At 63.4% G+C, this 13,325-nt stretch carries 12 protein-coding genes; 9 read left to right on the forward strand and 3 right to left on the reverse strand.

Annotated features, from left to right (window positions below; translation table 11 throughout):
* The first annotated feature begins 180 nt into the window (after positions 1 to 180).
* From QXZ85_RS28295 to QXZ85_RS28320, 6 genes are all read left to right on the forward strand, one after another.
* Positions 181 to 1,134, forward strand: coding sequence for a sugar ABC transporter permease (locus tag QXZ85_RS28295; RefSeq protein ID WP_316168242.1), 954 nt, complete (start codon positions 181 to 183; stop codon positions 1,132 to 1,134).
* Complete coding sequence (locus QXZ85_RS28300; RefSeq protein WP_315705276.1) at positions 1,131 to 2,051, forward strand: carbohydrate ABC transporter permease; 921 nt, start codon at positions 1,131 to 1,133, stop codon at positions 2,049 to 2,051. The genes QXZ85_RS28295 and QXZ85_RS28300 overlap by 4 nt, the downstream gene beginning before the upstream one ends.
* Before the next feature lie 124 nt (positions 2,052 to 2,175).
* Entirely contained in the window at positions 2,176 to 3,162 is a 987-nt protein-coding gene (denD, locus tag QXZ85_RS28305; RefSeq protein WP_315766358.1) for a D-erythronate dehydrogenase, read from the forward strand.
* Positions 3,163 to 3,192: 30 nt separating this feature from the next.
* Positions 3,193 to 4,365 (forward strand): acetyl-CoA acetyltransferase, encoded by a 1,173-nt coding sequence (locus tag QXZ85_RS28310; RefSeq protein WP_315745389.1) that lies wholly within the window; start codon positions 3,193 to 3,195, stop codon positions 4,363 to 4,365.
* Between the two features lie 241 nt (positions 4,366 to 4,606).
* The gene (locus QXZ85_RS28315; RefSeq protein ID WP_315745388.1) at positions 4,607 to 5,137 is read left to right on the forward strand and encodes a GNAT family N-acetyltransferase; all 531 of its coding nucleotides are present in this window, start codon (positions 4,607 to 4,609) and stop codon (positions 5,135 to 5,137) included.
* 227 nt (positions 5,138 to 5,364) lie between these two features.
* Positions 5,365 to 6,303 (forward strand): metallophosphoesterase, encoded by a 939-nt coding sequence (locus tag QXZ85_RS28320; RefSeq protein WP_315766349.1) that lies wholly within the window; start codon positions 5,365 to 5,367, stop codon positions 6,301 to 6,303.
* Here the strand turns inward: QXZ85_RS28320 and QXZ85_RS28325 are convergent.
* Positions 6,297 to 6,881 (reverse strand): CDP-archaeol synthase, encoded by a 585-nt coding sequence (locus QXZ85_RS28325; RefSeq protein WP_315705281.1) that lies wholly within the window; start codon positions 6,879 to 6,881, stop codon positions 6,297 to 6,299. The genes QXZ85_RS28320 and QXZ85_RS28325 overlap by 7 nt on opposite strands.
* 126 nt (positions 6,882 to 7,007) lie before the next feature.
* On the opposite strand from QXZ85_RS28325, the gene QXZ85_RS28330 reads away from it, so the two are divergent.
* The 3 genes from QXZ85_RS28330 (at position 7,008) to QXZ85_RS28340 (ending at position 11,056) form a co-directional block, all read left to right on the forward strand.
* On the forward strand, positions 7,008 to 8,216 hold the full coding sequence (locus tag QXZ85_RS28330; protein ID WP_315705282.1) for a CoA transferase: 1,209 nt from the start codon (positions 7,008 to 7,010) through the stop codon (positions 8,214 to 8,216).
* 4 nt (positions 8,217 to 8,220) lie between these two features.
* On the forward strand, positions 8,221 to 9,387 hold the full coding sequence (locus QXZ85_RS28335; protein WP_316175225.1) for an acyl-CoA dehydrogenase family protein: 1,167 nt from the start codon (positions 8,221 to 8,223) through the stop codon (positions 9,385 to 9,387).
* 1,042 nt (positions 9,388 to 10,429) lie between these two features.
* A complete protein-coding gene (locus tag QXZ85_RS28340; RefSeq protein WP_315729707.1) occupies positions 10,430 to 11,056 on the forward strand; it encodes a class I SAM-dependent methyltransferase in 627 nt (208 codons plus the stop codon).
* Here QXZ85_RS28340 and glsA read toward each other — a convergent pair.
* Both glsA and QXZ85_RS28350 read right to left on the reverse strand, forming a co-directional pair.
* Complete coding sequence (glsA, locus tag QXZ85_RS28345; RefSeq protein ID WP_315705285.1) at positions 11,053 to 12,915, reverse strand: glutaminase A; 1,863 nt, start codon at positions 12,913 to 12,915, stop codon at positions 11,053 to 11,055. The genes QXZ85_RS28340 and glsA overlap by 4 nt on opposite strands.
* A gap of 117 nt (positions 12,916 to 13,032) precedes the next feature.
* Positions 13,033 to 13,254: an acetyl-CoA carboxylase biotin carboxyl carrier protein subunit gene (locus QXZ85_RS28350; protein WP_315705286.1), complete on the reverse strand. Its 222-nt coding sequence runs from the start codon at positions 13,252 to 13,254 to the stop codon at positions 13,033 to 13,035.
* Between the last annotated feature and the right edge of the window lie 71 nt (positions 13,255 to 13,325).

Consider the following 13,325-nt stretch of genomic DNA (forward strand, 5'->3'; position numbering starts at 1 on the left):
CGTACGTGCTGTCATTCCGAGGGCGATGCGAGGCATCGGACCCGGGATCCCGAGGTGAGCGAGACGGCGTAGGGTGGGCAAAGGCGCGGAGCGCCATGCCCACCATCTACTCGACGGGACATATCGGTGGGCACGCTTCGCTTTGCCTACCCTACAGTTCAGATTGGAGCTGCACTGGGAATGAGTACCATTCAGACTTCACTGCCACGCGGAGCCCGCATCGGCGAGCCGTCTTGGTGGTCGCGGCTGCAGACCAACCGCAACTTCATCGCGCTGTGGTTCATGCTGCCGGCCGCCGCCTTCCTGATTCTGTTCCTGGCCTATCCGCTGGGGCTCGGCGTCTGGATGAGCTTCACCGACGAGAAGATCGGCCGCAGCGGCATCTTCATCGGGCTGGAGAACTATGAATGGCTGTGGGACGACGCGATCTTCTGGCTCGCGGTGTTCAACACGCTGCTTTACACCATCGTCGCGAGCGCGATCAAATTCGCGATCGGGCTGTATCTCGCGCTGCTTCTGAACCGGCGCATGCCGTTCAAGGCGATGATCCGCGCCATCGTGCTGATCCCCTTCATCGTGCCGACGGTGCTGTCGGCGATCGCGTTCTGGTGGATCTATGATGCGCAGTTCTCGATCATCTCCTGGTCGCTGATCAAGCTCGGCGTCATCAGCCACAACATCAACTTCCTCGGCGACGCCAACTGGGCGCGCGCCTCGGTCATCATCGCCAACATCTGGCGCGGCGTGCCGTTCGTGGCGATCACGCTGCTCGCGGGCCTGCAGACCGTGTCGCCCTCGCTCTACGAGGCGGCCACCCTCGATGGCGCCACCAATTGGCAGCGCTTCCGCTACATCACCTATCCGCTTCTTACCCCGATCATCGCGGTGGTGATGACGTTCTCGGTTCTGTTCACCTTCACCGACTTCCAGCTGATCTGGGCGCTCACTCGCGGCGGTCCGGTCAACGCGACGCATCTGATGGCGACGCTCAGCTATCAACGTGGCATCATCTCCGGGCGGTTAGGGGAGGGCGCCGCGATCGCAACCGCGATGATCCCGTTCTTGGTCGCCGCCATAGCGATCTCCTGGTTCGGCATGCAACGGCGCAAATGGCAGCAAGGAGCCGACCAATGACCGATACCACGCTGCAAACGAAGACCGCTGCTGCGGCTGCCGCTCTTGCAGCCTCCGACGACAGCGAGGGCATGAGCTATCTGGAGTCGTTGCCGCGACGGCTGGTGACGCTCTATCTGCCGCTGTTCATCATCCTGGTCGTGCTGCTGTTCCCGTTCTATTGGATGGGACTGACCTCGATCAAGCCGGACGAGCAGCTGATCGACATGAACACCTACAACCCGTTCTGGGTTGTGCATCCAACCTTCAAGCACATCTACAAGCTCCTGTTCGAGACGGAGTATCCGCGCTGGCTTTGGAACACGATGTATGTCGCTGTCGGCGCCACCACGCTGTCGATCATCGCCTCCGTGCTTGCAGCCTATGCGATCGTGCGTCTCCGTTTCAAAGGCGCCGATACGGTCGGCATCCTGATCTTCTTCGCCTACCTGGTGCCGCCGTCGATCCTGTTCATCCCGCTGGCCTCCGTGATCCAGGCCTATGGCCTGTTCGACTCGCCGCTGTCCCTGATCCTGGTCTATCCGACGCTGCTGATCCCGTTCTCTACCTGGCTGTTGATGGGCTACTTCAAGACCATCCCCTTCGAGCTCGAGGAATGCGCGCTGATCGACGGCGCCAGCCGCTGGCAGATCCTGGTCAAGATCGTGGTGCCGCTCGCAGTGCCCGGGCTGATCTCGGCCTTCATCTTCTCGTTCACGCTGTGCTGGAACGAGTTCATCTATGCGCTGACCTTCCTGCAATCGACGCCGAACAAGACGGTGCCGGTCGCGATCGTCAACGAGTTCGTCGACGGCGACGTCTACAAATGGGGCTCGCTGATGGCCGGTGCCCTGGTCGGCTCGCTGCCGCTCGTGATCCTTTACGCCTTCTTCGTCGAGCATTATGTGTCGGCGATGACCGGCGCGGTGAAGGAGTAGGGCCGCTCTCGCAGCTGCCCCAGGGTGGGCAAGGCGAAGCGTGCCCCCACCACCTTCACGTGATCCCGCGGTGGGCACGGCGCTTTGCGCTTTTGTCCATCCTACGCATTAAGGAGTGACCTCTTTGCATATCCTGGTTCTGGGCGCGGCCGGCATGGTCGGCCGCAAATTGGTCGAGCGCTTGGTGCGCGACGGCCGCCTCGGCAGCGCTGAGATCAGCCGGCTGACCTTGCAGGATGTCGTGGCGCCAACCAAACCCGAAAAAGCGACGTGTCCGGTCGACATCGTCGCCGGCGACTTCGCCGTGCCCGGCTTTGCCGAGAAGCTCGTCGCTGCGCGTCCCGACGTGATCTTCCATCTCGCCGCGATCGTCTCCGGCGAAGCCGAGCTCGATTTCGATAAGGGCTATCGCATCAATCTCGACGGCACCCGGATGCTGTTCGACGCTATCAGATTGATCGGCGACGGCTACAAGCCGCGCCTGGTCTTCACCTCCTCGATCGCGGTGTTCGGGGCGCCGTTCCCGGAGGCGATCGGCGACGAATTCTTCCATACGCCGCTGTTGAGCTATGGCACCCAGAAGGCGATCGGCGAGCTGCTGCTGGCCGATTACACCCGCCGCGGCTTCTTCGATGGCGTCGGCATCCGTCTGCCGACCATCTGCATCCGGCCGGGGCTCCCCAACAAGGCGGCGTCCGGTTTCTTCTCCAACATCCTGCGCGAGCCGCTGGCGGGCAAGGAAGCCGTGCTGCCGGTGTCCGAGGATGTCCGCCATTGGCATGCGACGCCACGTTCGGCGGTCGGCTTCCTGCTGCATGCCGCGACCATGGACACCGCCAGGATCGGCCCGCGCCGCAACCTCACCATGCCCGGGCTCTCCGCCACAGTCGGCGAGCAGATTGCCGCGCTCAAGCGTGTCGCCGGAGAAAAGGTGGCGGCGCGGATCAAGCGCGTACCGGATCCCTTCATCATCGGCATCGTCGACGGCTGGCCGCGCAATTTCGAGGCCAGGCGCGCCCGCGAGCTTGGATTCACCACGGAAGAGCATAGCTTCGATGACATCATCCGTATTCACATCGAGGACGAACTCGGTGGTAAGTTCGTGGCCTGATCGCCTCGAAGAGAATTTAGGAGCAAGATGATGACAGCCAGCATCGTGGGATGGGCGCATACGCCGTTCGGCAAATTCGACGCCGAGACGGTGGAGAGCCTGGTGGTGAAGGTCGCCAATGAGGCGATGGCAGATGCCGGCATCGCCGCCGGCGACGTCGACGAGATCGTGCTCGGCCATTTCAACGCCGGCTTCTCGCCGCAGGACTTTACCGCCTCGCTGGTGCTGCAGGCCGATCCGGCGCTGCGCTTCAAGCCTGCGACGCGGGTGGAAAACGCCTGTGCGACGGGCTCAGCCGCCGTGCAGCAGGGCCTCCGCGCGATCCAGGCGGGGGCCGCGAAGATCGTGCTGGTGGTGGGCGTCGAGCAGATGACCCGCACGCCCGGACCCGAGATCGGCAAGAACCTGTTGAAGGCCTCGTATCTGCCTGAGGATGGCGACACGGTCGGCGGCTTCGCCGGCGTGTTCGGCAAGATCGCGCAAGGCTATTTCCAGAAGTATGGCGATCAGTCCGATGCGCTGGCGATGATCGCCGCCAAGAACCACAAGAACGGCGTCGCCAATCCTTACGCGCAGATGCGCAAGGACTTCGGCTTCGAGTTCTGTCGCTCCGAGAGTGAGAAGAATCCTTATGTCGCCGGCCCCCTGAAGCGCACCGACTGCTCGCTGGTGTCGGACGGCGCGGCTGCTTTGGTGCTCGCGGACGCGGAGACGGCCAAGAGCATGCGCAAGGCCGTGAACTTCCGTGCCACCGCGCATGCGCAGGATTTCCTGCCGATGTCGAAGCGCGACATCCTCGCATTCGAGGGCTGCACCGTGGCCTGGCAGCGCGCGCTGGAGAAGGCGGGCGTGAAGCTGGAAGATCTCTCCTTCGTCGAGACCCATGACTGCTTCACCGTGGCCGAGCTGATCGAATACGAAGCGATGGGCCTGACGCCGAAGGGGCAGGGCGCGCGCGCGATCAAGGAGGGCTGGACGCAGAAGGACGGCAAGCTGCCGGTCAATCCGTCGGGCGGCCTGAAGGCCAAGGGCCATCCGATCGGCGCCACCGGCGTCTCCATGCACGTGATGACCGCGATGCAGCTCTTGGGTCAGGCGCCGGAAGGCATGCAGCTGCCGAATGCGCAGCTCGGCGGCATCTTCAACATGGGCGGCGCCGCAGTGGCCAACTACGTCTCGATCCTGGAGCCGGCGAAGGCGTAAGCGGTCATCGCATCCGATAGAGGTCCCGGTGAAAGCCGGGACCATACTCCGTTGTGCCGCTCGCATGTCGGCCGGAGAGGGCGGTTTTAGGTCAGCGGCCAGCGGCCAAGTGGTCCGCGCGGCGTACGCATGACCGCGCGGGTTGCGCGACTTGTTCTGTCCCGTCAACGTCGCGAAAGCGCGGCGTCACCGGGCGCGCGCCGCCGCAGCGGGCCGGCATTGATCAGGTCAGGAGCCTCGTGTGATCGAGCTGATCCCAATCTCGCATGTCCGCGCCGGCGATCCGTATGAAACCGATGTGCGGGAGCTTGTGAACGAGGCATTTCCGGAGGGGGCTCCCGACGAGCTCGGCCAATATTACGCGCGGCATGGCCACCCTCATGCGACTCTGCTCGTCCGATCCGATGAGCGGATCGTTGGTCATCTCGCGATCTACGAACGCCAGATCAGGTGTGGCGCCGAAGAGGTGACGGTCGGGCTCATAGGCGAGGTTGCAGTCGCAGCCTCACACCGTGGACGAGGGCACGCTCGCGCACTCGTCGACAACGCGCACGGCTATTTGCGCCAGCGGCAGATCCCGTTCTCGATCCTGTTCGCCTTTGAGCCGCGCGTCTATGCCTCCAGCGGCTACAGGTTGATTGAGAACGAGACTCGGTTTCTCGGCAAGGACGGTACCTGGCAATCCGGCGTCTATCCGGGCAGCATGGTTGCCGAACTGATGGGACGGCGCTGGCCGGATCTGCAGGTCGATCTTTGCGGGCGACCGGTTTAGGCGGCCTAGCCGATGAGCGAGACGTGATGTGATCCTGTTCACTGCGGCTCGCGAGGTTCGGCCGAGGCCATTGCTGTCATCGACGGTGTTTCCCGTGGAGCCGTCAATACGGAGCGCCGCATTTATTGGCCATGCCAAACCAACGCAAAGGTCGTATAGAGGAATGCAGTGACCCGTCGGCGGTACGACTCACGGGGGACAAGTTGGGCGCTGATGAAGCCAGTCTGGTGAACCGTCTCGAGCAGCGCCTTGGCCGCTTGCATGCGCGCCAGCGGCTCGGCATCGAGGCGGACCACGAGGCCCAGATCTTCGGCCAGGGACTGAACTTCTTCCACCTGGAAAACTGGTATTCGGTCCATGCGGTGATCCGCGGCGTCTTCAAGCTCAGCGGGCTTTATTGGCGCGGATTGCGCAATGCGGCCGACGTGCGGGTCAGGATCACGGATCTCGGCTTCGCCGCGCTGCCGCCGGCGTTCGAGGGCTTCACACTGCTCCACATCAGCGATCTGCATGTCGACATGAACGAGCGCGCCATGCAGCGGATGATCGAGTTGTTGCCGACGCTCACCTATGACGTCTGCGTTCTGACCGGCGATTTTCGCGGCGCCACCTTCGGCCGGTTCGATCGCGTGCTCGAGGGCATGCAACGGATCTGCGCGGCGCTGAAGCCGCCGGTTTACGGTGTGCTCGGCAATCACGACACGATCCGGCTGGTCCCCGGTCTGGAGGACCTCGGGGTTCGGATGCTGCTGAACGAGTGCGAGACGATCGCGCGCGGCGATGAGCGCATCTACCTCTGCGGCATCGACGATGCCCATTTCTATCGCGTCGACAATATCGAGAAGGCCGCCTCCGACATCCCGCCGGCGAGCTTCACGATCCTGCTGTCGCATACGCCGGAAATCTATCGTCAGGCGGCGCACGCCGGTTTCGACCTGCTGCTCGGCGGGCATACCCATGGCGGGCAGATCTGCTTGCCGGGCTCCGTTCCGATCACGCTGGATTCCGCGCTGCCGCGCCGGCTCGGATCGGGTGTGTGGAGATATCATGACATGACCGGTTACACTTCGGTCGGCGTCGGATCGTCGGTGGTTCCGATCCGGCTCAACTGTCCGCCCGAGATCACCTTGCATCGGCTGCATCGCAGCGTCCCGCGCGATCAATAGGGCCGGTCGCGTATCTTCAGCCAGAACAGCAGGCGCGAGAGCACGATCTCGCCAACGAGGAAGATGCCGGCCACAGCGGCGACGTCGGCAGCCGTCAGATCGAGCTCGTACCAGCACAGCAGCGTCGGCAACAGCGATTCTGGGATCTGGTCGAGGCCGGTGGCCCGGCTGCTCGACCTCAGTCCAAGCCGGCGCTTGACGAAGCTCGAGAACAGATCGCCGGCCATGGCGGCGGCGCCCACCAGAAATCCCGTGCTCACGTCGAGGCCGAGCAGCAGCGCAGCGACGCCAGTCGTCACGATGGACAGCACCAGTCCGCGCACCGTCTTCGATTCACCGAGCAGCGGCCGCCCGTCGAGGAAGCGGCAGCCGCCATCGAGCGGCCAGGACCAGCGCTCGCCCATGATGAGCTTGGCGATGACCGGTACGCCGTTCGCGACAGTGAGCAGCGTGAGCAGTTTGACGACGATCGTAATCTGCATTGGATGACTGGCCGGTTCTGCCGATGCTTTAGCATTGGCGCCTCGGCATTCAAATGACAGCGGTTGATCACGGCCGCGGACGGCGACGCCGCCCATGCCTTTCTCAGGTTCAGGCCAGGTGACGACCAGTCTCGGCGCATAGCCCCATACGCCGGCCGAGCTTGATCTCGTCGCCGCGCTGCCGTTAGCTCGCAGCAACGAACAGAGGGAGCCGACGCCGCCATGGGACCGCTTGCGGGCATCAAGGTCATCGACATGACCACCGTGTTGATGGGGCCTTATGCCACCCAGATGCTCGGCGATTACGGTGCCGATGTCATCAAGGTGGAATCGCCCGAGGGCGACGTCACCCGATTGATCGGACCGACCAGGCATCCCGGCATGGGTCCGGTCTATCTCAACACCAACCGCAGCAAGCGTTCGATCTGCCTCGACCTGAAGAAGCCCGCGGGGCATGAGGCGGTGCTGCGCCTCATCGAGAATGCCGACGTGCTGGTCTACAACGTCCGGCCGCAGGCGATGGCGCGCCTGGAACTCGGTTATGATGTCGTCTCGAAGATCAATCCGCGGCTGATCTATGCCGGCGTGTTCGGCTTCGGTCAGGACGGGCCCTATGCGGCCAAGCCTGCTTATGACGATCTGATCCAGGGCGGCGCGGGGCTGGCGCATCTGATGGCGGTCGCAGGCGACGGCACGCCGCGCTATGTGCCGAACGCGCTGGTCGATCGCATCGTCGGCCTCACTGCGGTCGGGGCGATCTGCGCGAGCCTCGTGCATCGCGATCGCACCGGCCGCGGCCAGCGGCTCGATATCCCGATGTTCGAGACCATGGCGAGCTTCGTCATGGGCGACCATATGGGCGGGCTGACCTACGAGCCGCCGCTCGACAAGGGCGGCTATGCGCGGCATCTGTCGCGCGACCGCCGGCCTTACAAAACTGCCGACGGCTATATCTGCGTGATCGTCTACAATGACAAGCAGTGGAATGCCTTCTTCGACGGCGCGGGCCGCGAGGATCTGCGCCACGATCCTCGCTTTGCGACCTTCGCCGGGCGCGCCGCCAACATCGATGTCGTCTATGCCGAACTCGCGCGCATCTTCCTGACCCGCACGACGGCCGAATGGACCGAGCTGCTCACGAAGGCGGACGTGCCGGTCATGCCGATGCACGATCTGACCAGCATTCTTGACGACCCGCATCTCGTTGCGACCGACTTCTTTCACGTCGTCGATCATCCGACCGAAGGTCCGATCCGCAGCATGCGAGTGTCGGCGAACTGGTCGGAGACCAGGGCGGAGCCAGCGCGGTTAGCGCCCCGGCTCAACGAACATGGCGAGGCGATCCTGCGCGAGGCTGGATTTTCGTCCGACGCGATTGCCGCCATGGTCCGCGACGGCGTGACGACGCCGTCACCCGCAAAGAAGGACTGACGTCATGGATTTCGCACTCTCCGCCAACCAGGACGCGATCCGCGAGGCCGTTGCCAAGATCTGTGCGCGCTTCGACGATGCCTATTGGCTGAAGCGGGACAAGGAAGGCGGCTTTCCAGCCGACTTCCATAAGGCGTTGGCAGACGCCGGCTGGCTCGGTCTCTGCATCCCTGAAGAGTATGGTGGCGCCGGCCTTGGTATCCTCGATGCGGCGATCATGATGCGCACCATCTCGGAGTCCGGCGCCGGCATGTCCGGCGCGTCCGCCATCCACATGAACGTGTTCGGGCTCAATCCGGTCGTGGTGTTCGGCACCAGGGAGCAGTGCGCACGCATGCTGCCGGGCATCGTCGATGGCCGGCAGCGCGCCTGCTTTGCGGTGACCGAGCCGAACACGGGCCTCAACACCACGCAGCTCAAGACGCGCGCCGTGCGCAAGGGCGTCCGCTATGTCGTCAATGGGCAGAAGGTGTGGATCTCCACGGCACAGGTCGCGGAAAAGATCCTGCTGCTCGCGCGCACCACGCCGCTGGATCAGGTGAAACGCCCGACCCACGGCCTCAGCCTGTTCTACACGGATTTCGATCGCAGCCGCATCGCCGTGCACGAGATCGAGAAGATGGGGCGCAAGGCCGTCGATTCCAACGAGCTGTTCTTTGAGGATTTCGAGATTCCGGTCGAGGATCGCTTGGGCGAAGAGGGGCGCGGCTTCGACTACATCCTGCACGGGATGAATCCGGAGCGCATCCTGATCGCGGCCGAGGCCGTGGGCCTTGGTCATCTCGCGCTGTCGCGCGCCTCCGCCTATGCCAAGGCGCGCAATGTCTTCAATCGCCCGATCGGCATGAATCAGGGAATCCAGCATCCGCTTGCCAAGAACTGGATGGAGCTGGAAGCGGCGTGGCTGATGACCTTGCAGGCGGGGTGGCAGTACGACCAGGGCATGGCCTGCGGACCGGCGGCCAATGCTGCAAAATATCTGGCGGCAGAGGCCGGCTTTCACGCCTGCGAGCAGGCGGTGATGACCCATGGCGGCTTCGGCTACGCCAAGGAATATCACGTCGAGCGCTATCTTCGTGAATCGCTGATTCCACGCATCGCGCCGATCAGTCCGCAACTGATCCTGAGCTTCGTCGCGGAGAAGGTGCTCGGTCTACCGAAGTCGTATTGATGGTGCTCGCGGGGCCGATCATTGAGGCAAGGTCGCGGTCAAAATCTCTCACCGACGAGAGCTTGTTTTGCGGCGAAATGACGGACCCTCATGGTGAGGAGCGCCTCGTGCGGCGCGTCTCGAACCATGAGGCCCGGTCCAATTCGGGCCATATGCCAATAGGCCCGGGGTAGCCGGGGCGGGACGATACCCCATACGCTATTCTTCGTCCCGCCCCGTATCGCAGCGTGCGCGCGCGATACCCCTTTACACTCGGTACTTCTACTCGTTACTCGGTACTTTTACTCGTTACGCAGTACGCTTACTCGTTACTTACTAATACGCACTCTTTACGCAGGACCCGAACCTACTCCCCGAATGAGCCTCGTCTGGCTCACGCCCCGTCCGACCAGCGATGGAGAACTGCTACGCAGAACCAAGAAACAGCACGTTACCGCCCGTAGAAGAGGACGCTGGCGATGACGAGCAGGGCTGTCACCGCCAGCATGTGCGCGAATGCTTCCGACGTCGCCCTCTCAGTGGCTTCCTTCATGCCGTTTCCTCCCTGGATCTGGACACGACTCACCGTTGCGCAAAAACACACGCGAAACGCTGGCTGGAATTTTTACTCGGAACACCCCGCGTCGATGACCGCTTCGCGAGTCCCCACTCGGCGTCGATCGACGGTACGGAAGATCGGTTGCTAATGCGGCGCCAATTTGGCTCGCTTATGTTGGTCCTGCGTCGGACTGTCGGTAACGTTTAGGCGAGCGAGCGCAAATGTCTGTGATACCAGCGAACTACTTGAATGCGCATTGATCTGTGAATTGCAACTATAAGTAACGGACATCGAGGGACGCTCGAATCCTGGTGCGTTGTTTCGTGCGTCGTCTCATGGGCGCAAAGCTCCAGGGGACATGCAATAATGACCACTTAATGGATCGTTCGGCCGAGACGCATATTGAGAGTTGTTATGAGCAATGGTTGGGACGAATCCGCTCAGGCGTGGATCGATTCCGTTGGAGAACGGGGCGATTGGGCTAGGGAGCACGTGCTTGATCCCATGATGCGGGCACGAATCGAGGCTGGGCAATTCCGTAACGCGCTCGACGTCGGCTGCGGCGAGGGACGCTTCTGCCGCCTGTTGAAATCGATGGGCATAGCGCCGACCGGGATCGATCCGACCGCGCATCTGCTGAAGGTCGCGCGGGAGCGCGATCCCTCCGGGGATTATCGGGCGGGCCGGGCGGAAGAGATGGAATTCGCTTCGGCGAGCTTCGATCTCGTCATCAGCTACATCACGCTGATCGATATCCCCGACTTCCGTGCGGCGATCCGCGAAATGGCGCGGGTCGTGCGGCCCGGCGGCGCGGTGCTGATCGCCAACCTGACCGGCTTCACCTCGGCCGGAGCGGCGCAAGGCTGGATCAAGGACGAGGCCGGCCGCCATTTGCATTTCCCCGTGGACCGCTATCTCGAGGAATTTCCATTCTGGCTCGAATGGTCCGGCATCCGGATCCAGAATTGGCACCGGCCGCTCGCCGCTTACATGAGCGCCTTCATCGACAGCGGGCTCGATCTGGCCTTCTTTGACGAGCCTGCGCCCGTGTCGGGCGAGCCCATCCACCAGGAGCGCTTTCGGCGCGTGCCGTGGTTCGTCGTGATGGAATGGCGGAAGCCGCTGGCTTAGCTCGGCGTCAGCAGGTTCAGCCGCGTGTTGGCCGCGACCAGGCGGCTGGCGAGCAGCTGTGCAAGGTTGCGCATGATTGCAAGTCCGGCTTTGGGATGCGCCTCGCGAAAACGATTGAAATCGGCAAGTCCGATCTCGAACGCCGTGGCGGACAGGTCGGCGAAGACGTCGGCCGAGCGCTGCGGCTCCAACACCGCGAGCTCACCGAAGGCCTGGCCTGCGGTCAAGGTTGCGAGCCTGATGCCGTCGGGCAGGGTGACGTGAACGGCGCCGGAGCGCAGGAAGAACAGACTCGTTGCGGGCTCGCCGGCCGTGATGATGCGCTCGCCCTGCTTATAGGGCCTGACGATCGCGAGCCCGGCAAGCTCGTGAAGCTCTGCCTCCGTGAGCCCGGCGAGCAGCGGCTGCTCGGACAGTTCGGTAATTTCCAGGAAATCGATGGCGCCGCCATAGCGATACACGATCTGGTCCTCGGCCCATTCGATCGCGGTATCCAAAAGGAAGAAATCGCGCACATTGTTGATGTCGCCAGTGCGCTCGACGATGTCCTGCCATTCCGCCGAGCTGCGGCGGATGCCGGAGAGAACGACGGTGACATGGAAATCGGCGAGCTCATGGAACAGCTCGGCGAGCAGGCGCAGGCCTGCGGGCGTCATCGCGGTCACGCGGCGCAGGTCGAAGATGACGAATTGCGGCCGGCGATTGGTGGCGAGCCGGCGCGAGACATAATCGACATTGGAGAACGACAGCGTCCCCACCAGTTCGAGCACGCGCACGGCATCGGGATGCTGCGCGAGGATATTGCGCTCCTGCACGCGGCGGCTGCGCCGCGACGGGTTGGCGGCGATGTCGTAGTCGGCGATGATCGAGGTTCGCGCATCGTCGCTGCGGCTCAGCATGTGCAGTCCGTAATGCGACGACAGCGCCTCGCAGACCTTGATGCCGCGCACGCTGTTGCCGTGCCGATCCAGCCGCGGCGAGTAGCTGCCGAGCCCGAGCCGTGCCGGCAGGCTCGCAAGAATGCCGCCACCGACGCCGCTCTTGGCGGGAATGCCGACGCGATAGATCCATTCGCCGGCAAAGTCATACATGCCGGACGAGGTCATCACCGAGAGTGTGCGCGATACCGCATATGCGCTCACCACCTGTTCGCCGGTGACCGGGTTGACGCCGCGATTGGCGAGCGTCGCCGCCATGATCGCGCAGTCGCGCGCGGTGACCAGCACCGCGCATTGCCGGAAGTAGACCGCGAGCACGTCGGCGACGTCTTCACGGAGGACATTGGAGGTGCGCAGCAGGTAGGCGATGGCGCGGTTGCGGTCGCCCGTCGCACTTTCGGAGGCAAATACGGCGTCGTCGACATCGAGCGACCGGCCGGCGAAGCGGCCGAGCGCCTCGCGGATCGCCTCGAATGCCCCGTCACCCCTGGCTTCGCGGATCAGCCCGCTGCAGGCGATCGCGCCGGCATTGACCATCGGGTTGAAGGGATGATTGTCGGCGTTGAGGCGAATCGAATTGAAGGGATCGCCGGACGGCTCGACGCCGATCACGCGTTCGATCTTGTCGGCACCGAGCGTATCGAGTGCGAGCGCAAACACGAACGGCTTCGACATCGACTGGATCGTGAAGGGGACGCGGCTGTCGCCGACCTCATAGACATGGCCGTCGAGCGTGGCGAGGCTGATGCCGAAATGCGAGGGATCGGCCTTGCCGAGCTCGGGGATATAGTCGGCGACCGCACCGTCATGATCGGGCCAGAAATCCGCATGGCACGCCGAGAGAAACCGCTGCAACGGCGGGATCGAAGCGGTGGCCCAGTGCTGGGGATTGCGAGGCGGTCTGGGGCGTGGGGGCATCATCGTCGAGCTCGCCGGGAATCATCTTGGCGGTTTATGTCGCAGCTCCGCACCACGAGCCAGCCCACTCTTTCCGCAGGCGAGGTCAAATCTTGCGCCTCGGCCCCGATCAGGCGGATGTCATGTCGTGATGATCGCGATGACTTGCCCCTCGGCCACCACATCATCGACCTTGACCAGCAGCGAATGCACCGTGCCCGCGGTCGGCGAGGGCACCGGGATCTCCATCTTCATCGCTTCGACCAAGACGATCTCGTCGCCGCTACTAATTCTACTACCAATTTCTGCGGCCAGCGCGCACACGCGCCCCGCGACATCAGTGATGATCTTGATCTCGGGCATCCCGCTCTCCTCCCCATGAACGTCTTGTGCCAACACGCTGGAACGCGCGTGTTTTGCGTGCGGCTTCTTGT

The organism is Bradyrhizobium sp. SZCCHNGR1005, from assembly GCF_032489995.1.
Taxonomy (GTDB): Bacteria; Pseudomonadota; Alphaproteobacteria; order Rhizobiales; family Xanthobacteraceae; genus Bradyrhizobium.